The following is a 16,499-nucleotide window of genomic DNA, read 5'->3' as shown; positions in this document are numbered from 1 at the left end:
TGCCGCGCCCGGCTGAGGGCGCGGCAAGGATAGACCGGATGTCAGGCTACCGGCGCGAGCGCGGCTTTGCGTTTGAACAGACCCAGCGTCAGCGCCGTCGCCACCGTGCCGGAGGCCAGGGCGATGAGATAGCTGCCCAGATGCTCCACCGCATTGGGGATAGGCAGCACGAATACGCCGCCGTGCGGCACTTTCAGCTCCACGCCCAATGTCATCGACAGCGCGCCGGCCAGCGCCGAGCCTATGATCAGCGCCGGGATCACCCGCAGCGGGTCGCGCGCGGCGAACGGGATCGCGCCTTCGCTGATGAAGGCCAGGCCCAGCACCCCGGCGGCTTTGCCGGCCTCTTGCTCGTCGACGCTGAAGCGGTCGCGGAACAAGCGGGTGGCCAGCGCGATGCCCAGCGGCGGCGTCATGCCGGCCGCCATCACCGCCGCCATTGGCGTGTACACCTGGCTGGCGATCAGGCCGGTGGCGAAGGCGTAAGCCGCCTTGTTGACCGGGCCGCCCATGTCGAAGGCCATCATCGCGCCCAGCAAGGCCCCCAGCGCCAAGGCGCTGCTGCCCTGCATGCCCTTGAGCGCGGTGGTCAGCGCCTCCAGCAAGGCTGCAACGGGCTGGCCGACTACATAGATCATCAATAAGCCAGTCAACAGCGAACCCAACACCGGCAGGATCAGCACCGGCTTGAGGCCGTCCAGGTGCTGGCCCAGCTTGATCCTGCGATTCAGCTCGCGGGTGCCGTAGCCGGCGATGAAGCCGGCGGCGATGCCGCCCAGAAAGCCCGAGCCCAGGCTGGCCGCCAGCATGCCGCCCACCATGCCCGGGGCGATGCCGGGGCGGTCGGCCACGGAGTAGGCGATATAGCCGGCCAATATCGGCACCATCAGCGCGAAGGCCGATTTGGCGCCGATCTGGAACAGGGCCCAGGCCAGCGTGCCCTTGTGGGCGTCGTCGAAGGCGTAGATGCCGCCCAGCGCGAAGGCCAGCGCGATCAGGATGCCGCCGGCGGTGACGAAGGGCAGCATGAAGGACACGCCGGTCATCAGGTGGCGATAGGGGCCGTCCTGGCTTTTCTCCGCCGAGACGGCCTTGGCTTCCGCTTGGGCGCTGGCTTGCCAGGGCTGGGCTTCGGCGATGGCGCGCTTGAGCAGCGCCTGGCCGTCGTTGATGGCGGGCTTGGTGCCGCTCTTGAACAGACGCTTGCCGGCGAAGCGGTCCAACTGCACCTGGGTGTCGGCGGCGATCACCACCAGGTCGGCATCGTGGATTTCGCCTGCGCTAAGCGCGTCCTGCGCGCCCACCGAGCCTTGGGTTTCCACCCGGATGGCGTGGCCCAGTTTTTTCGCCGCCTGGATCAGCCCCTCGGCCGCCATGAAGGTGTGGGCGATGCCGGTGGGGCAGCCGGTGATGGCGACGATGCGCAGCGGGCGCGCCGCGGCGGCTTGCGCCGAGGCGTTGCGGACTATGGGGGAGAGCAGCGCGGCCGGATTGCTCAGCGCTTCGTCCAGCGACACGCTGTGCCGCGTCTCCGGCAAAGGGCGCTGGTCTTCCGGGTAGCCGATCAACAGCGCCATGTCGGCGGCGCGCAGCTGTTCGTCCGGCAGCGGCGGCGCGCCGTCGATCTCGATGCTCAACGCGTGTTGATGATGCTTGGCGGCGGCGCGCAGCGCTTCCGCCGCCAGCATGGCCTGGGTGCTGCGGCCTTCGGAACGGATCAGAACGGCGATTTTCATGATGTCTCCCCTGGGAGTAGCGCGCGCAGGCTGGTTTGGGCGGCCAGCGCGGTGATGTCTTCGCGATCGGGCAGGTGCGGCCCCAGCCGGCGCAGCTTGGCGGCGGCGAAGCCCATCGCCAGCCTCAGGCTGTCGGCCTGGCCGAGCGAGGCGCAGCGCGCGGCGGCCAGGCCGGCCACGAAAGCGTCGCCGGCGCCTACCGTGCTCAGCGGCTGCTGCGGCGGCAGGCTGGCCAGCCAGCTTTGTTCGCCGTCGTCCAGCAAAGCGCCTTGCTCGCCCAGCGACACCGCCACTAGGCTCACGCCGCTTTGTTGCAGCAGTCGGGCGCAACGGGCGACCTCATCCAGCGAGCCCAGCGGCCGGCCGGCCCATTGCGCCAGCTCCTCGCGGTTGGGCTTGACGCAGTCGGGCAAGGCTTCGGGCGGATTGGCCAGGGCTGCGGCCAGCGCCGGGCCGCTGCTGTCCAGCAGCACCCAGACGCTTTGCCCCTTCAATTGCGCGCACAGCCGCGCCCAGCTGTCGGCGGCCAGGCCGGGCGGCAGGCTGCCGGCCAGCACGGCGATGTCTCCCGAACCCAGCGCGGCGAGTTTGTCCGATAGCGTGGCCCAATCCGTCTCGCCGCAGGCCGGGCCGGGCAGGTTGATGTCGGTGGTGTCATGGCGGCTCAGGTCGGCCAGCTTGATATTGGTCCGCGTCGCGCCTTTCACTCGCAGCATGCGGTCGGCGATGTTCTTGTCGGCGAACAGCTGCTCGAACGGGCCGCTGTTGTCGCGGCCGAGCAGGCCATGCGCCGCGACGGGCAGGCCCCAGTCGGCCAGGCAACTGGCCACATTGACGCCTTTGCCGCCGGCGTTGACCCGCGCTTCCCGCGCGATGTTGACGCTGCCGGCTTGCAAGGCATCCAAGCTGACGGTCTGGTCCAGCGCCGGATTGGCGGTGACGGTATGCAGCTGCGCGCTCATGCCAGCGCCTCCAGCAGCTGCCGCACTTCCTCGGCGCTGTCGCAGGACAGCGCTTGTTCGGCCAGGTTTTGCAGGCGGGCGCTGTCATGCCGGCGCAGCATGGCTTTCACCGCGGCGGCGTCGCGCGGGCTCATTGACAATTCGTCCACGCCGAGGCCGGCCAGCACGGCCGCGCCCAGCGGATCGCCGGCGATGCCGCCGCATACGCCCACCCAGCGCTGGTGGGCCTTCGCGCCTTGCACGGTCTGGCGGATCAGCCGCAGCACGGCCGGATGCAGGCTGTCGGCCTCGGCCGCCAGGTCCGGATGCTGGCGGTCCATCGCCAGCGCGTATTGGGTGAGGTCGTTGGTGCCGATGGAGAAGAAATCGACATAGGGGGCCAGTTGATCGGCCAGCAGGGCGGCGGCCGGCACTTCCACCATGATGCCTATCGGCAGCGGCGGCGCGTCCAGCTCCTTGCGCACGCTTTCGCAGATGCCCTTGAGACGGGTGATTTCCTTCAGCGAGCTGATCATCGGAAACATGATGGACAGCGGCTGGCCGCTCTTGGCCGTCCGGTACAGCGCGCGCAGCTGCGGCTCCAGCAGTTCGCGGCGGCGCAGCAGCAGCCTGGCGCCGCGCACGCCGAGGAAGGGGTTGTCCTCGCTGGGCAGCTCCAGATAGGGCACCTGCTTGTCGCCGCCTATGTCCAGCGCGCGGACGATCAGCGGCCGGCCTTGCAGGGCCTGCTGCATGGCTTGATAGACGGCGAATTGCTCTTCTTCGTCCGGGGCGGAGTCGCGCTCCAGAAACAGAAACTCGGTGCGCATCAGGCCCACGCCCTCGGCGCCGGCTTCCAGCGCCGCGGCCACTTGATCCGGCCGGTTGATGTTGGCGGCGATCTCGATGCGCTTGCCGTCCGCCGTCTGGCCGGCTTGCTGGCGTTCGGCCAGTTGTTGTTTCTGCTCTTCCAGTTGCTTGCGCTGCCAGGCGCGGGCGGCGGCGAGATCTGCTTCGCCGGGATTGAGATACAGGCGGCCGCTGTCACCATCCAGGATGGCCGGACTGCCGTCGGCCACGTCCAGCAGCGCCGCGCCGGCCGCTACCAGCGCGGGCAAGCCCAGCGTGCGGGCGAGGATGGCGGTGTGGGCGGTGGGGCCGCCATGGGCGGTGGCCAGGCCTTTGATCTTGGCGAGGTCCAGGCTGGCGGTGTCGGACGGCGCCAGATCGGCGGCCAACAGCAAGGTGTCGGGACCGAATTCGCCCAAGGCATGGCCTTGCAGCGCAGGGTCCAGCGCGAACAGCACGCGCCGGCCCACGTCGCGCAGATCGGCGGCGCGGGCGGCGAGCAGCGGATTGCCCAGCGCGGAAATCTTGTCGGCCAGCCGTTCCACGGCCTGATGCCAGGCCCACTCCACGCCGTGGCCGGCCACCATCAATTGACAGCTGAGCGTGATCAGGTCGGTATCGTTCAGCAGCTCGGCCTGGGCGCGGAAAATGCCGGCTTCGGCCGCGCCCAGCGTGGCCTGGGTGGCGTCGGCCAGGCTGGCCAGTTGTTGGCGGGTGTCGGCCAGGGCCTGGTGCAGTCGGTCGCCGCCTTCGGCCAGGCTGACCGGGCGGTCGGGCACGGTTTGTTGTTCGGATTTCAATACCCGCACCGTGCCGATGGCGAGGCCGGGGCTGGCGGCCAGGCCGGGCAGCGAGACCAGCGGCGTCTGCGGACGCCAGGCGGCGCGCTGTCTGTGGCCAGCCGCGCGCTGGGCGGCGATGGCGGCGGCGGTCTGCTCGGCCAGGCTGGCTTCTTTCATCGCCTGCAGCAGGCGGCGCACGCCGGCATCGGCTTGCGGGCCGCGGCCGGAGACGCAGACCAGATCGCCCTGGCGCAGGCCCAGCTGCAGCAGCGAGATCAGATTCTTGGCGTCGGCGATCAGATTGCCGTGGCGGACTTGCAGCTGCGCCGCGCTGTGGCGGGCGGCCTCCACCCATAGCGCGGCGGGGCGGGCGTGCAGGCCGCTGGGGTAGTCGATGCGCCATTCCGCCGCATGGTCCAGATCCTGCGCTTCGGCATCCGGCGGCAGTTCCTGCGCGGGCGCGTCCAGCGCGGCGATCAGGTCGGCGCTGTCTGCGGTGGAGAATAGCGGCAGCAGCCTCGCTTCGTCTTGCAGCAGGCGGGTCAGCTGACGCAGCAGCACCAGGTGGTCGTCGCTGCGGGCGGCGATGGCGAAAAGGAGATGGGTGGTCTGGCCCGGATTCCATTCCAGCCCGTCCGGCATTTGCAGGATGGCGACGCCGGTGCGCAGCACCATGGCGCGGTCCTCCACCATGCCGTGCGGAATGGCGATGCCGTGTCCCAGATAGGTGTTGGCCACTTGCTCGCGCTTGAGCAGGCTTTCAATGTAGTCCGGCGCGATGCAGCCGGCGTCGGCCAGCATCTGGCCGGCCTGGCGGATGGCGTCTTCCTTGCTGGCCGGGCGGCAGCCCAGCCGGATCAGTTGTGCTTGCAGCGGGTTGTCGGGCACGGCGCACCTCTTGTCTCGGATCGGGATGGCTTGCATTGAAAACGATTACATAACTGCTGTCAATCGTGCGCCGCAATGAGAAGCGCCGCCATGTTGCGGGATTGGTTTTATGCCATGGCTTGCAATGGCGGCGGCAATGGTGCAGCATCGCCAGCTGTGATGAAAACGATTACCAAGCCATGAGCACCAGCATCAAGGATGTCGCCGCGCTGGCCGGCGTTTCCGTGGCCACCGTGTCGCGGGCGCTAGGCAATGGCCCGGTCAGCCCGGAACTGAAAGCCAAAGTGGAGGCGGCCGTCGCGCAGTGCGGCTATCGCCCCAATCTGTCGGCCCGCCGTTTGCGCTCGCAATTGAGCCAGACGGTGGGGCTGATCGTGTCCGATATCCGCAACCCCTTTTTCACCGCGGTGAGCCGCGCGGTGGAGGACGCCGCCTACGCGGCCGGGATGCGGGTGATTCTGTGCAATACCGATGAAGACCCGGCCAAGGAGGCGATGTATCTGCGGCTGATGCAGGAGGAGAGGGTGAGCGGGGTGATCCTGGCCGCCACCCGCAGCGGCGCGGCGGATTGGCGGCCGGGGGCGCTGGGCTTTCCGGTGGTGATGATAGACCGCGCCGCGCCCGATGCCGCCTGCGACGCGGTGGTGCTGGACAATCGCGCGGCCTCGGGCTTGCTGGTGGCGCATCTGCTGGAGCAGGGCTATCGCCGCATCGGCGGCCTGTTCGGCAATACCAGCAGCACCGGTTCGGAGCGCCATGCCGGTTTCGAGGCCGCGATGCGCCAGGCAGGTTTGGACGCGCCGGCGCGGTTCGTTGCGCCCAGCGCCGAAGAGGCGGAACGCGCGGCGGCGGCGTGGCTGTCCGGGGCGGACGCGCCGGAGGCCTTGATTGCCAGCAATGGCTTGCTGCTGCTGGGCGCGGTCAAGGCGGCGCGCGGGCAGGGGGCGGCGATTCCCGGCGGCGTGGCGCTGGCGGGCTTCGACAACGAGGGCTGGACGGAGCTGGTGGGCGAAGGCTTGACGGTGATCGAGCAGCCGGTGGCAGCGATAGGCGCGGAGGCGATGGCGATGCTGCTGCAGCGGCTGCAGGATCCGCAGCGCGCGGCGCGCAAGGTGGTGCTGGCCGGCCGGCTGGTGGCGCGGGGCTCCAGCCGGCGGCGGGTTTAGCGCAGCGGGCCGATCAGCCGCGTCAGCGTGTCGTCCTTGAGGAAGCGGTGGTGCCATACTGCGGCGGCGGCGTGAAGAATGCTCAGCCACAACAGCACATTGCCCAGCAGCTCATGCAGGTCCTTCAATTGCCCGCCCAGCGCCGGATCGGGCGACACCAAAGTCGGCAAGGCCAGCCCGAACAGGCCTACCTCGCGGCCCTTGGCCTGGATGAAGGCGATGCCGAGGATGGGCAAGGCTATCATCAAGGCGTACAGGGCCCAGTGGCCGGCATGGGCCAGCAGGTCGGCATGGCGATGCGGCTTGGGCGTGATGTCCGGCGGACGGTTGCCCAGGCGCCACAGCAGGCGCGGCAGCGCCAGCAGCAGGACGATCAGGCCGGCCTGGATGTGGGCGTAGCTGAGGCCGCTGCGGACATCGCTGCCTTTGGGGAAATTGCCCTTGATCTCGATGAAAACCAAGGCGGCGATGATGGCGGCGGCGCACAGCCAGTGCAGGGCGCGGGCGACGCGGCCGTAGCTGTGTTGGGAATTGCGCAGCATGGCGGCTCCATTTCTGAATTCAACCCGGTCATTTTATAGCGCAATTATTGAGCAAGTATTGACCGCAAGCCGCCTGCTGCAGCGATTTATGTCTCGATCAGCGCTTTTTAGCCATGGTTTGCGCCGCCAGAATGACGCCGGTCTTGTCGGCCGGCAGCCAGCCCTCCGGTTTCAGCACTTTGCCGTCTTCGCGGCGCACCACTTTGCCGTCCACGCACTTGCGCAGATTGGCGTCGTGTATCGCCTGGCACATGGTCTCCAGCGGCAGGCCTTGCGACAACAGCAAGCCGCATACCACATTGAGCACGTCGACGGCCTCGGCGGTCAGCTCCGCGCGGCTTTGCAGCTGTTGCTCGGGAGATTGGCCGGGCAGCTGGCGATAATCCGCCAGCGCCTGTCGCAGCTCGGCCAGCTCTTCGTCCAGCATGGTCTGCCACATCGCCAGTTGTTCCGGTTGGAATTCGGGATGGGCGGGGGAGGGGATGTCGAAGCGCCGCATGAAGTCGCGGCGCATTTCGAATAGATTGCTCATGGCTAGGCTCCTTTCCATATATTGTGAAGCCTGGGCGATGATGAATCAATATATTGTGATTATTGCGGTTGCAGCGCGGCCAGCGCCTCGAAATAATCCGGGAAGGTCTTGGCCGTGCAGCCTGGGTCGTTGATGACAAGCGGCGCGCCCAGCAGCGAAACCAGCGAGAAGCACATCGCCATGCGGTGGTCGTCGTAGGTGTCGATCACGGCGTTCGGCGTCAGCTCGGCCGGCGGCGTGACGCGGATGTAATCCGGGCCTTCCTCCACTGTCGCGCCCACTTTGCGCAGCTCGGTCGCCATCGCGCTCAGACGGTCGGTTTCCTTGACGCGCCAGCTGGCGATATTACGCAAGGTTGTTGTGCCTTCCGCGGCCAGCGCCAGCACGGCCAGCGTCATCGCCGCGTCCGGGATGTGGTTGCAGTCCAGATCTATGGCTTTGAGCTTGCCTTCGGCCTTGGCCTCGATCCAGTTGTCGCCGCTGCGGATATCCGCGCCCATCAGGGCAAGCGCGTCGGCGAACTTCACATCTCCCTGGATGCTGGCCGCGCCCACGCCCTCCACCCGCACCGGTCCGCCGGCCAGCGCGCCAGCCGCCAGGAAATAGGACGCGCTGGAAGCGTCGCCTTCCACATACACTTCTCCCGGCGAGATATACGGCTGATCGGCGGCGATGACGAAGCGCTCCCAGCCCTGGCGCTCCACTTTGACGCCGAAGCGCGCCATCAGGTTGAGGGTGATTTCGATATACGGTTTGGAGATCAGCTCGCCGACCACTTCGATTTCGCTGCGCGTGCCCAACAGCGGCAGCGCCATCAGCAGGGCGGTGAGAAATTGGCTGGAAACATTGCCTTTGACGCGGATAGGCTCGCCGCCGCGCACAGAGGCCGGCGAAATGGCCAGCGGCGGGAAGCCGGGCTGGCCCAGATATTGGATGTCGGCGCCGGCCGCGTTGAGCGCGTCCGCCAGGTCGCCGATCGGGCGCTCGTGCATGCGCGGCACGCCGGACAGCTGGTAATGGCCGTCCATCAAGGCCAGCGCGGCGGTGAGCGGACGGAATGCGGTGCCGGCGTTGCCCAGGAACAGATCGGCGTTTTTCACCGGGAAGGCGCCGCCGCAGCCTTGCACGCGGAAGTCGCGGCTGTCGCCCAGTTGCTCTATCTTCACCCCCAGCAGCTTCAGCGCCGCCAGCATGTGGCGGATATCGTCCGAATCCAGCAGATCGCGCACCAGGGTGCTGCCGCTGGACAGCGCGGCCAGCAGCAGGGTGCGGTTGGAAATGCTCTTGGAGCCGGGGAGTTTGATGGCGCCTTGCAGGCGGCGGCAGGGGGCGAGGGCGAGTTGTTCCATAGGGTTCGGGCGAAGGTGTGTCTAGTCGTCGGATGGGAACACTGTACCCGGCGGCGCAAGGGTCTTGCAATCGTTTGTCTGCGCGCTCGGGCGAGCGGCGGGCCGCATCTTGGGTTACAATCCGCGGTTTGGCCGCGCCGCCATCGACGATGCGCGCCGCGCGGCCTCGGGATTAAACAGGATCAGATTGCAGATGACAGTAGCGGTGATAACCATCGACGGCCCCTCGGCCTCCGGCAAGGGCACGGTCGCGGCGCTGGTGGCCGAGCGGCTTGGCTTCCACTACCTGGATTCGGGTTCGCTGTACCGCCTGTTGGCGCTGTATGCGCGCCGCCACGGCATTGACTGGGCCAGCGAGATAGAGCTGGCGGAAGCGGCGGCGAACTTGCCGGTGGAGTTCTCCGACGGCGCGGTGTGGCTGGAAGGCAACGACGCCAGCCAGGATATCCGCGCGGAAGAAATCGGCATCGGCGCGTCCAAGGTGGGCGCGCTGCCCGAGGTGCGCGAGGCGCTGTTGCAGCGCCAGCGCGACTTTCGGCTGGCGCCGGGCCTGGTGACTGATGGCCGCGACATGGGTTCGGTGGTGTTTCCGGACGCGACTTTGAAGATATTTTTGACGGCCAGCGCCGACGAGCGCGCCAGCCGCCGTCATAAGCAGTTGATCGGCAAGGGGGAATCTGCTAATCTCCCCCGGATTATGCAGGACATTATCGATCGGGACGCGCGCGATGCCGCCCGGCCGGTAGCGCCGCTGCGCCAGGAGCCGGACGCCTTATTGCTCGATACCACGGAGCTGACCATAGACCAGGCGGTCGACAAGGTCCTCGTGTGGTTTGAGGAAAGACAGGTTTCCGGCCATTGATTTTTTTAAGCGTTGGTTTTGTTGCATTGCAAAACCCGCGCGTGTTCAACCCTAACCCCGCACGCCGTGAGGCGTGCAACCGAGAGTACGCTTGATGACTACCCTCTCCATGGAAAACTTCGCCCAGCTGTTTGAAGAAAGCTTGACCCTGCACGACATGCGTGTGGGCGAAGTGATCACTGCCGAAGTTGTGGCTGTTGATTCCAACTTTGTTACCGTGAACGCCGGCCTGAAGTCCGAATCCCTGATTCCGGCCGAAGAGTTCAAGAACGACCAAGGCGTGGTCGAAGTTGCCATCGGCGACTTCGTGACCGTCGCTATCGACGCGCTGGAAAACGGCTTCGGCGAGACCAAGCTGTCCCGCGAAAAAGCCAAGCGCATGGCCGCTTGGGTTGAGCTGGAAGAAGCTCTGGAAGCCGGCACCATCCTGTCCGGCCTGATCAGCGGCAAGGTCAAGGGCGGCCTGACCGTCATGGTCAACGGCATCCGCGCCTTCCTGCCGGGCTCCCTGGTTGACGTGCGTCCGGTGAAAGACACCACCCCGTACGAAAACAAGCAGATCGAGTTCAAGGTTATCAAGCTGGATCGCAAGCGCAACAACGTCGTGGTTTCCCGCCGCTCCGTGCTGGAAGAAACCCTGGGCGAAGAGCGCAAGGCTCTGCTGGAAACCCTGAAAGAGGGCGCAGTCATCAAGGGTATCGTCAAGAACATCACCGACTACGGTGCGTTCGTTGACCTGGGCGGCATCGATGGCCTGCTGCACATCACCGACCTGGCATGGCGCCGCGTGAAGCACCCGTCCGAAGTTCTGGCGGTTGGCGACGAAGTGGAAGCCAAGGTACTGAAGTTCGACCAAGAGAAGAACCGCGTATCCCTGGGTCTGAAGCAACTGGGCGAAGATCCGTGGGTGGGCCTGTCCCGCCGCTACCCGTCCGGCACCCGTCTGTTCGGCAAGGTGACCAACCTGACCGACTACGGCGCGTTCGTGGAAATCGAACAAGGCATCGAAGGCCTGGTGCACGTGTCCGAAATGGACTGGACCAACAAGAACGTACACCCGTCTAAGGTGGTTCAGGTTGGCGACGAAGTGGAAGTCATGATCCTGGAAATCGACGAAGACCGTCGTCGTATCTCCCTGGGCATGAAGCAGTGCCTGGCCAACCCGTGGAACGAGTTTGCCGACAACTTCCACAAGGGCGACAAGCTGAAGGGCGCGATCAAGTCCATCACCGACTTCGGCGTGTTCGTTGGCCTGCCGGGCGGCATCGACGGCCTGGTTCACCTGTCCGACCTGTCCTGGAACGAAGCTGGCGAAGAAGCCGTGCGCAAGTTCAAGAAGGGCGACGAGGTTGAAGCCGTTGTTCTGTCCATCGACGTGGAAAAAGAACGCATCTCCCTGGGCATCAAGCAACTGGAAGGCGATCCGTTCAACAACTTCGTTGCGATGAACGACAAGGGCGCTCTGGTTAAGGGCACCGTTAAGTCTGTTGACGCCAAGGGCGCCGTTATCGCTCTGGATATCGACGTTGAAGGCTACCTGCGCGCTTCCGAGCTGTCCCGCGACCGCGTGGAAGACGCTCGCACCATCCTGAAGGATGGCGATGCAGTTGAAGCCGTGATCGTTGCCGTGGATCGCAAGTCCCGCAACATCAGTCTGTCCATCAAGGCTAAGGACGCTCAGGAAGACAACGTTGCTATGAAGAACCTGTCCGTTGACAGCGCTTCCGCCGGCACCACCAACCTGGGTGCCCTGCTGAAGGCTAAACTGTCCGGTTCCAACGAGTAATAGCGTCATGACCAAATCTGAGCTGATCGCGCGGCTGTCCGAGAGACTTGCCGAGCGCAATTCTCAGTTGGTCTACAAAGATGCTGAGCTGGCCGTCAAAACCATTTTGGATGCGATGGCCAGCAACCTGGCGCAAGGTAGCCGGATTGAGATCCGCGGTTTTGGTAGCTTCGATTTGAACTACCGTCCGCCGCGGGTCGGCCGCAACCCCAAGTCGGGCGCCAGCGTCTCGGTTCCTGAGAAATATGTGCCTCATTTCAAGGCTGGCAAGGAATTGCGCGAACGGGTGGACCTGTCCCTTCTGGAACAGACTCAGGCCTGATCGCCCGGTTTCACTGGTCTTGTGCTGAAAAGCGCCGCTTCATGCGGCGCTTTTTTCGTTTCCGTTGCAAGCGCCGCTTGGGTTGTGGCGGCCTATCGTTTAGAATTGCACTCCGGCAAACTCATCGGGCGTATCCATGCGATATCTCTTGCGCATCGTCGAACTGGCTCTCTTGCTGCTGCTGATCGCCGTGACCGTGCAGAACAGCCATTCGGTGGAATTCAAGCTGTTCTTCGGCCAGTCATGGTCTGCGCCGTTCATCGTATTTCTGCTGCTGTTTTTCGTGGCTGGGGCCTTGGTCGGCCTGCTCGCCACGTTCAGCTACTATCTGAAGACGCGCCGCGAACTGTCGCAGCTGAAAAAAGAGCTGCGCAATCGTCCGCCGGCCGCGCGCACGGTCAGCGATCCCAGCGACGCGATCGCCGACTGAGAATGTCTACCAGGGCCCGCTGCGGCCCTGTCTTTGCCTTCCCGAAAGGATTGTTTTGGAACTGGATCTTTGGTGGCTGCTGTTGTTTCCAGCCTTCTTCGGTCTGGGCTGGTTCGCGGCCCGGGTCGACATGCGCACCGTGCTCAAGCAGGCGAAGTCGGTGCCCAGCTCGTATTTCCGCGGCCTGGACGCCTTGGTCGAAGACAAGACCGACATCGCCGCGCAATCCTTGTCCGAAGTGGCGCGGCAGCAGGGCTCCGCATTGGAGCTGCAACATATTCTGGGCAAGCTGTATCGCAAGCGCGGCGAGAATGACCGCGCCATCCGTCTGCATCAGAAAATGTTGGACTCGGCTGATTTGCCGGGCGAGCAGCGCGACCTGGTGCGCAACGAGCTGGCCCAGGATTTCCGCAAGGCAGGCCTGGTGGATCGCGCCGAGGAAATCTTGCTGAAACTGCTGGACGGCAATATGGGTCTGGCGGCGCGCCGCCAGTTGCTGGACATCTACCAGCAGGACCGCGACTGGCAGAAGGCGATTGAAACCGCCAAAGAACTGCGCAGCGACGCGCATTCTTTCCAGCACGAGGTGGCGCAGTTCTATTGCGAACTGGCGCAGGGCGAGCTGTTCAAATCCAGTTATAGCCAGGCGCGCCAATATGTGGCGGAAGCGCTGGCCGCCAACCGCAAATGCGTGCGCGCCAGCCTATTGCTGGGCGATATCGAATTCGCCGAAGGCAATGCCGAGGCCGCCATCGCGGCCTGGCAGGGCATTGAAAAGCAGAATTACGAATACCTGGCCATGGCTGCGGAGCGTTTGTTCGACGCCTATGAAAAGCAAGGCCGCCCGCTGGAGGGGATCGCGTTGCTGCGCGGCTACCAGCGCACCTTCCCGCAATTGGAACTGGCGGACTTGCTGTACCAGAAAATCGCCACTTACGAAGGCGAGGCCAAGGCGCTGGAGGGAGTGCGCGAAGCTGTGCACGCGCGTCCCAGCCTGGCCGGCGTTTACCGGCTGATCGATGCGCAGATGGACGAAATGTCGCCGGAAGGCCGCATGGACGCGGAAGTGACCCGCGCCTTGATTTTCAAGCATTCGCAACGCTTGAGCGTGCATCGCTGCAAGTGCTGCAATTTCCGTTCGCGCGCCTTCTTCTGGCATTGCCCGGCTTGCGGCGAATGGGAAAGCTTTACCGCCAACCGCTCCGAAACGTGAGCGGCTTGGCCGCGCGGCGGATGCCCGCGCGATGAATCAACAGAATGATGGAGCATGCATGAACCCTTTGATCGCCGCCGCGGATGCGCGGATCGATTCGCCGGTGTTGGTGGCGCTGGATTTCGACAACGCCGCCAAGGCGCTGGATTTCGCCAGCCAACTGGACCCGTCCGAGTGCCGTTTGAAAGTGGGCAAGGAATTGTTCACTTCCAGCGGCCGCAACCTGGTTGAAACGCTGAGCGCGCGCGGTTTCCAGGTATTTCTGGACATGAAGTTCCACGATATTCCCAATACGGTCGCCCATGCCTGCAAGGCGGCGGCCGATGCCGGCGTATGGATGGTCAATGTGCACGCTTCCGGCGGCCGCCGCATGATGGAGGCCGCGCGCGAGGCGCTGGCCGGCTATAGCCAGCGCCCGCTGCTGATCGCGGTGACGGTGCTGACCAGCATGGACGCGTCCGACCTCGCCGAAATAGGCATTTCCGTTTCTCCGGAAGAGCATGTGCGCCGTCTGGCGACGCTGACTCGCGACTGCGGCCTGGACGGCGTGGTGTGTTCCGCCCAGGAAGCCTCGATGCTGAAGCAGGCGCTGGGGCAGGACTTCAAGCTGGTCACGCCGGGCATTCGCTTGGCCGAGAGCGGCAATGACGATCAACGCCGTGTGATGACGCCGCTGGCGGCGCTGCAAGCCGGCTCCGATTACCTGGTGATCGGCCGTTCCATCACCGGCTCCGCCGATCCGCTGGCCACGCTGCGCGCGATCAATCAAGACATTCAGCACTATCGGAATAAGCAGTCATGAAAGTCACCGTCATCGGCTCCGGCTATGTAGGCCTGGTCACCGGCACCTGCCTGGCTGAAACCGGCTATCAGGTTTGCTGCCTGGATGTGGACCCGCGCAAGATCGAGATTCTGCAAAACGGCGGCATCCCGATTTTCGAACCGGGCCTGGAAGAGATGGTGAAGCGCAATGTGGCCGCCGGCCGCCTGCATTTCACCACCGACGTGGCCGAGTCGGTCGCTTTCGGCGAGGTGCAGTTCATCGCTGTCGGCACGCCGCCGGATGAGGACGGCTCCGCCGACCTGCAGTACGTATTGGCCGCCGCGCGCAATATCGCCCGCTACATGACGGACTACCGCGTGGTGGTGGACAAGTCCACGGTGCCGGTGGGCACGGCCGACAAGGTGCGCGCCGTCATCGCCGAAGAGTTGGCCGCCCGCGGCGCGGACCTGCCGTTCAGCGTGGTGTCCAATCCGGAATTCCTGAAGGAAGGCGCGGCCATCGACGATTTCATGCGTCCGGACCGCGTGGTGATCGGCGTGGACGACGAGCGCGGCGCGGACATCATGCGCCGCCTGTACAAGCCGTTCCAGCGCAATCACGAACGCGTGCTGCTGATGGATGTGCGCTCCGCGGAGCTGACCAAGTACGCCGCCAACGCCATGCTGGCGACGCGCATCTCCTTCATGAACGAGCTGGCCAATCTGGCCGAGACCATGGGCGCCGACATCGAGCAGGTGCGGCTGGGCATGGGATCGGACCCGCGCATCGGCTACCATTTCCTGTATCCGGGCGTCGGTTACGGCGGCTCCTGCTTCCCCAAGGACGTCAAGGCGCTGGTGCAGACGGCCAAGGAAAACGGCCATACGCTGCGCGTGTTGACGGCGGTGGAGGAGGCCAACGAGGCGCAAAAGCTGCGGCTTGTCGAAAAAATCGTGGCTCGCTTCGGCGACGATCTGTCCGGCCGCCGTTTCGCCATGTGGGGCCTGGCGTTCAAGCCGAATACCGACGATATGCGCGAAGCGCCCAGCCGCGTGCTGGTGGAAGAGCTGAGCCGCCGCGGCGCCGAGATCGTCGCCTTCGATCCGGTGGCTTCGCATGAGGCGCAAAGGGTGATGGCCGGCATTCCGCGGCTGGCTTTTGTCGACGACATGATGCAGGCGCTGCCGGATGCGGACGCCTTGTTGATTGTTACCGAGTGGAAGATGTTCCGCGCGCCGGATTTCGACAAGATCCGCCGCAGCTTGAAACAGCCGTTGATTTTCGACGGCCGCAATATGTACGACCCGGCCTGGCTGCGCGAGCAAGGCTTTGATTACCTGGCCATAGGCCGCTGAAAGACTGAACATGGGTATCATGCAAGACTTGGGGCTGGATGCGGCCCTGCTTGCCGAGAAACTGGCCAAGGCCAGCGTGCTGGTGGTGGGCGACGTGATGCTGGACCGCTACTGGTTCGGCGATGTGTCGCGGATCTCCCCCGAGGCGCCGGTGCCGGTCGCCAAGATCTCCCGCAGCGAGGAGCGCGCCGGCGGCGCGGCCAATGTGGCGCGCAATATCGCCGGCCTGGGCGGCCTGGCCACCATTTTATCGGTGGTGGGCGACGACGAGGCTGCGGACGCGCTGGAGCGCCTGCTGCAGGCCGACGGCATCGCCACCTCGCTCAAACGCGACCCGAATATCGACACCACCGTGAAACTGCGCGTGGTGGCGCGGCAGCAGCAACTGATCCGCCTGGACTTCGAGGACGCGCCCAGCCATGAAATCCTGGCTGGCAAGCTGGAGGAGTTCGCCGAGATTGTGACCGAGCATGACGTGGTGATCTTGTCCGATTACGGCAAGGGCGGCCTGGCGCATGTCGCGGACATGATCCGCCTGGCGCGCGCGGCGGGCAAACCGGTGCTGATCGATCCCAAGGGCGATGATTACAGCAAATACGCCGGCGCCACGCTGCTGACGCCCAATCGCAGCGAGTTCCGCCAGGTGGCGGGCAGCTGGAAGGACGAGGCCGCTTTGACAGCCAAGGCCCAGGCCCTGCGCGAGGAGCTGAACCTGGACGCGCTGTTGGTCACCCGCAGCGAGGAGGGCATGACGCTGTTCCGCGAGTCCGGCGCCTTGCATCAGCCCACTTTCGCCCGTGAGGTCTACGATGTGTCCGGCGCCGGAGATACCGTGATCGGCACCTTGGGCCTGGCGCTGGCCGCCGGGCTGGAGATGCCGGCGGCGATGAGCCTGGCCAATGCGGCCGCTGGCGTGGTGGTGGGCAAACTGGGCACCGCAGTATGCAGCCAGGGCGAGCTGTTCGCCCAATAAGACAAGCGGG

At 65.4% G+C, this 16,499-nt stretch carries 15 protein-coding genes; 9 read left to right on the top strand and 6 right to left on the bottom strand.

What is annotated here, in order from left to right; genetic code table 11:
• Positions 1-41 precede the first annotated feature (41 nt).
• Genes NKT35_RS22595 through ptsP form a run of 3 tightly spaced genes read right to left on the bottom strand, consistent with a single transcriptional unit; the run spans position 42 to position 5,196 of the window.
• Positions 42-1,736 carry a PTS fructose transporter subunit IIC gene (locus tag NKT35_RS22595; protein WP_254297521.1) on the bottom strand — a complete coding sequence of 565 codons (1,695 nt, stop codon included), beginning with the start codon at positions 1,734-1,736 and terminating at the stop codon, positions 42-44.
• A complete protein-coding gene (pfkB, locus tag NKT35_RS22590) occupies positions 1,733-2,698 on the bottom strand; it encodes a 1-phosphofructokinase (RefSeq protein WP_254297520.1) in 966 nt (321 codons plus the stop codon). Before pfkB ends, NKT35_RS22595 begins: the two co-directional genes overlap by 4 nt.
• Complete coding sequence (ptsP, locus tag NKT35_RS22585; RefSeq protein ID WP_254297519.1) at positions 2,695-5,196, bottom strand: phosphoenolpyruvate--protein phosphotransferase; 2,502 nt, start codon at positions 5,194-5,196, stop codon at positions 2,695-2,697. Before ptsP ends, pfkB begins: the two co-directional genes overlap by 4 nt.
• 179 nt (positions 5,197-5,375) lie before the next feature.
• Between ptsP and NKT35_RS22580 the strand changes: the two genes are divergently transcribed.
• Entirely contained in the window at positions 5,376-6,362 is a 987-nt protein-coding gene (locus NKT35_RS22580) for a LacI family DNA-binding transcriptional regulator (protein WP_254297518.1), read from the top strand.
• Here NKT35_RS22580 and NKT35_RS22575 read toward each other — a convergent pair.
• The 3 genes from NKT35_RS22575 to aroA form a co-directional block, all read right to left on the bottom strand.
• Positions 6,359-6,904: a cytochrome b gene (locus tag NKT35_RS22575; RefSeq protein ID WP_254297517.1), complete on the bottom strand. Its 546-nt coding sequence runs from the start codon at positions 6,902-6,904 to the stop codon at positions 6,359-6,361. The genes NKT35_RS22580 and NKT35_RS22575 overlap by 4 nt on opposite strands.
• Before the next feature lie 97 nt (positions 6,905-7,001).
• Positions 7,002-7,436, bottom strand: a complete 435-nt coding sequence (locus NKT35_RS22570) for a pyrophosphohydrolase domain-containing protein (protein WP_254297516.1) — start codon at positions 7,434-7,436, stop codon at positions 7,002-7,004.
• A gap of 59 nt (positions 7,437-7,495) precedes the next feature.
• The gene (gene aroA / locus NKT35_RS22565) at positions 7,496-8,785 is read right to left on the bottom strand and encodes a 3-phosphoshikimate 1-carboxyvinyltransferase (protein WP_254297515.1); all 1,290 of its coding nucleotides are present in this window, start codon (positions 8,783-8,785) and stop codon (positions 7,496-7,498) included.
• 193 nt (positions 8,786-8,978) lie between these two features.
• On the opposite strand from aroA, the gene cmk reads away from it, so the two are divergent.
• From cmk to rfaE1, 8 genes are all read left to right on the top strand, one after another.
• Positions 8,979-9,647 carry a (d)CMP kinase gene (gene cmk / locus NKT35_RS22560; protein WP_254297514.1) on the top strand — a complete coding sequence of 223 codons (669 nt, stop codon included), beginning with the start codon at positions 8,979-8,981 and terminating at the stop codon, positions 9,645-9,647.
• Positions 9,648-9,741: 94 nt separating this feature from the next.
• Positions 9,742-11,433: a 30S ribosomal protein S1 gene (gene rpsA, locus NKT35_RS22555; protein WP_254297513.1), complete on the top strand. Its 1,692-nt coding sequence runs from the start codon at positions 9,742-9,744 to the stop codon at positions 11,431-11,433.
• Between the two features lie 7 nt (positions 11,434-11,440).
• A complete protein-coding gene (locus tag NKT35_RS22550; RefSeq protein ID WP_254297512.1) occupies positions 11,441-11,755 on the top strand; it encodes an integration host factor subunit beta in 315 nt (104 codons plus the stop codon).
• 136 nt (positions 11,756-11,891) lie between these two features.
• Entirely contained in the window at positions 11,892-12,185 is a 294-nt protein-coding gene (locus NKT35_RS22545) for a LapA family protein (RefSeq protein WP_254297511.1), read from the top strand.
• A 55-nt stretch (positions 12,186-12,240) separates the two neighbouring features.
• The gene (gene lapB / locus NKT35_RS22540; RefSeq protein ID WP_254297510.1) at positions 12,241-13,398 is read left to right on the top strand and encodes a lipopolysaccharide assembly protein LapB; all 1,158 of its coding nucleotides are present in this window, start codon (positions 12,241-12,243) and stop codon (positions 13,396-13,398) included.
• Positions 13,399-13,456: 58 nt separating this feature from the next.
• Positions 13,457-14,200 carry an orotidine-5'-phosphate decarboxylase gene (pyrF, locus tag NKT35_RS22535; RefSeq protein WP_254297509.1) on the top strand — a complete coding sequence of 248 codons (744 nt, stop codon included), beginning with the start codon at positions 13,457-13,459 and terminating at the stop codon, positions 14,198-14,200.
• The gene (locus tag NKT35_RS22530; RefSeq protein WP_254297508.1) at positions 14,197-15,516 is read left to right on the top strand and encodes a UDP-glucose dehydrogenase family protein; all 1,320 of its coding nucleotides are present in this window, start codon (positions 14,197-14,199) and stop codon (positions 15,514-15,516) included. The genes pyrF and NKT35_RS22530 overlap by 4 nt, the downstream gene beginning before the upstream one ends.
• A gap of 10 nt (positions 15,517-15,526) precedes the next feature.
• Positions 15,527-16,489 carry a D-glycero-beta-D-manno-heptose-7-phosphate kinase gene (gene rfaE1, locus NKT35_RS22525; RefSeq protein WP_305883448.1) on the top strand — a complete coding sequence of 321 codons (963 nt, stop codon included), beginning with the start codon at positions 15,527-15,529 and terminating at the stop codon, positions 16,487-16,489.
• Positions 16,490-16,499 lie beyond the last annotated feature (10 nt).

This window comes from Chromobacterium sp. IIBBL 290-4 (genome assembly GCF_024207115.1).
Classification (GTDB): domain Bacteria; phylum Pseudomonadota; class Gammaproteobacteria; order Burkholderiales; family Chromobacteriaceae; genus Chromobacterium.
The sequence above is the reverse complement of the archived record's forward strand: the minus strand, read 5'-3'. Positions and strand labels throughout refer to the sequence as shown.

Excerpts from the sequence above, each read along its gene's own strand:
- rpsA (WP_254297513.1), top strand. The coding sequence starts at position 9,742 with ATGACTACCCTCTCCATGGAAAACTTCGCCCAGCTGTTTGAAGAAAGC.
- NKT35_RS22545 (WP_254297511.1), top strand. The coding sequence starts at position 11,892 with ATGCGATATCTCTTGCGCATCGTCGAACTGGCTCTCTTGCTGCTGCTG.
- NKT35_RS22580 (WP_254297518.1), top strand. The coding sequence starts at position 5,376 with ATGAGCACCAGCATCAAGGATGTCGCCGCGCTGGCCGGCGTTTCCGTG.
- aroA (WP_254297515.1), bottom strand. The coding sequence starts at position 8,785 with ATGGAACAACTCGCCCTCGCCCCCTGCCGCCGCCTGCAAGGCGCCATC.
- NKT35_RS22575 (WP_254297517.1), bottom strand. The coding sequence starts at position 6,904 with ATGCTGCGCAATTCCCAACACAGCTACGGCCGCGTCGCCCGCGCCCTG.
- NKT35_RS22570 (WP_254297516.1), bottom strand. The coding sequence starts at position 7,436 with ATGAGCAATCTATTCGAAATGCGCCGCGACTTCATGCGGCGCTTCGAC.
- NKT35_RS22550 (WP_254297512.1), top strand. The coding sequence starts at position 11,441 with ATGACCAAATCTGAGCTGATCGCGCGGCTGTCCGAGAGACTTGCCGAG.
- NKT35_RS22595 (WP_254297521.1), bottom strand. The coding sequence starts at position 1,736 with ATGAAAATCGCCGTTCTGATCCGTTCCGAAGGCCGCAGCACCCAGGCC.
- cmk (WP_254297514.1), top strand. The coding sequence starts at position 8,979 with ATGACAGTAGCGGTGATAACCATCGACGGCCCCTCGGCCTCCGGCAAG.
- pyrF (WP_254297509.1), top strand. The coding sequence starts at position 13,457 with ATGAACCCTTTGATCGCCGCCGCGGATGCGCGGATCGATTCGCCGGTG.
- NKT35_RS22530 (WP_254297508.1), top strand. The coding sequence starts at position 14,197 with ATGAAAGTCACCGTCATCGGCTCCGGCTATGTAGGCCTGGTCACCGGC.
- pfkB (WP_254297520.1), bottom strand. The coding sequence starts at position 2,698 with ATGAGCGCGCAGCTGCATACCGTCACCGCCAATCCGGCGCTGGACCAG.
- rfaE1 (WP_305883448.1), top strand. The coding sequence starts at position 15,527 with ATGGGTATCATGCAAGACTTGGGGCTGGATGCGGCCCTGCTTGCCGAG.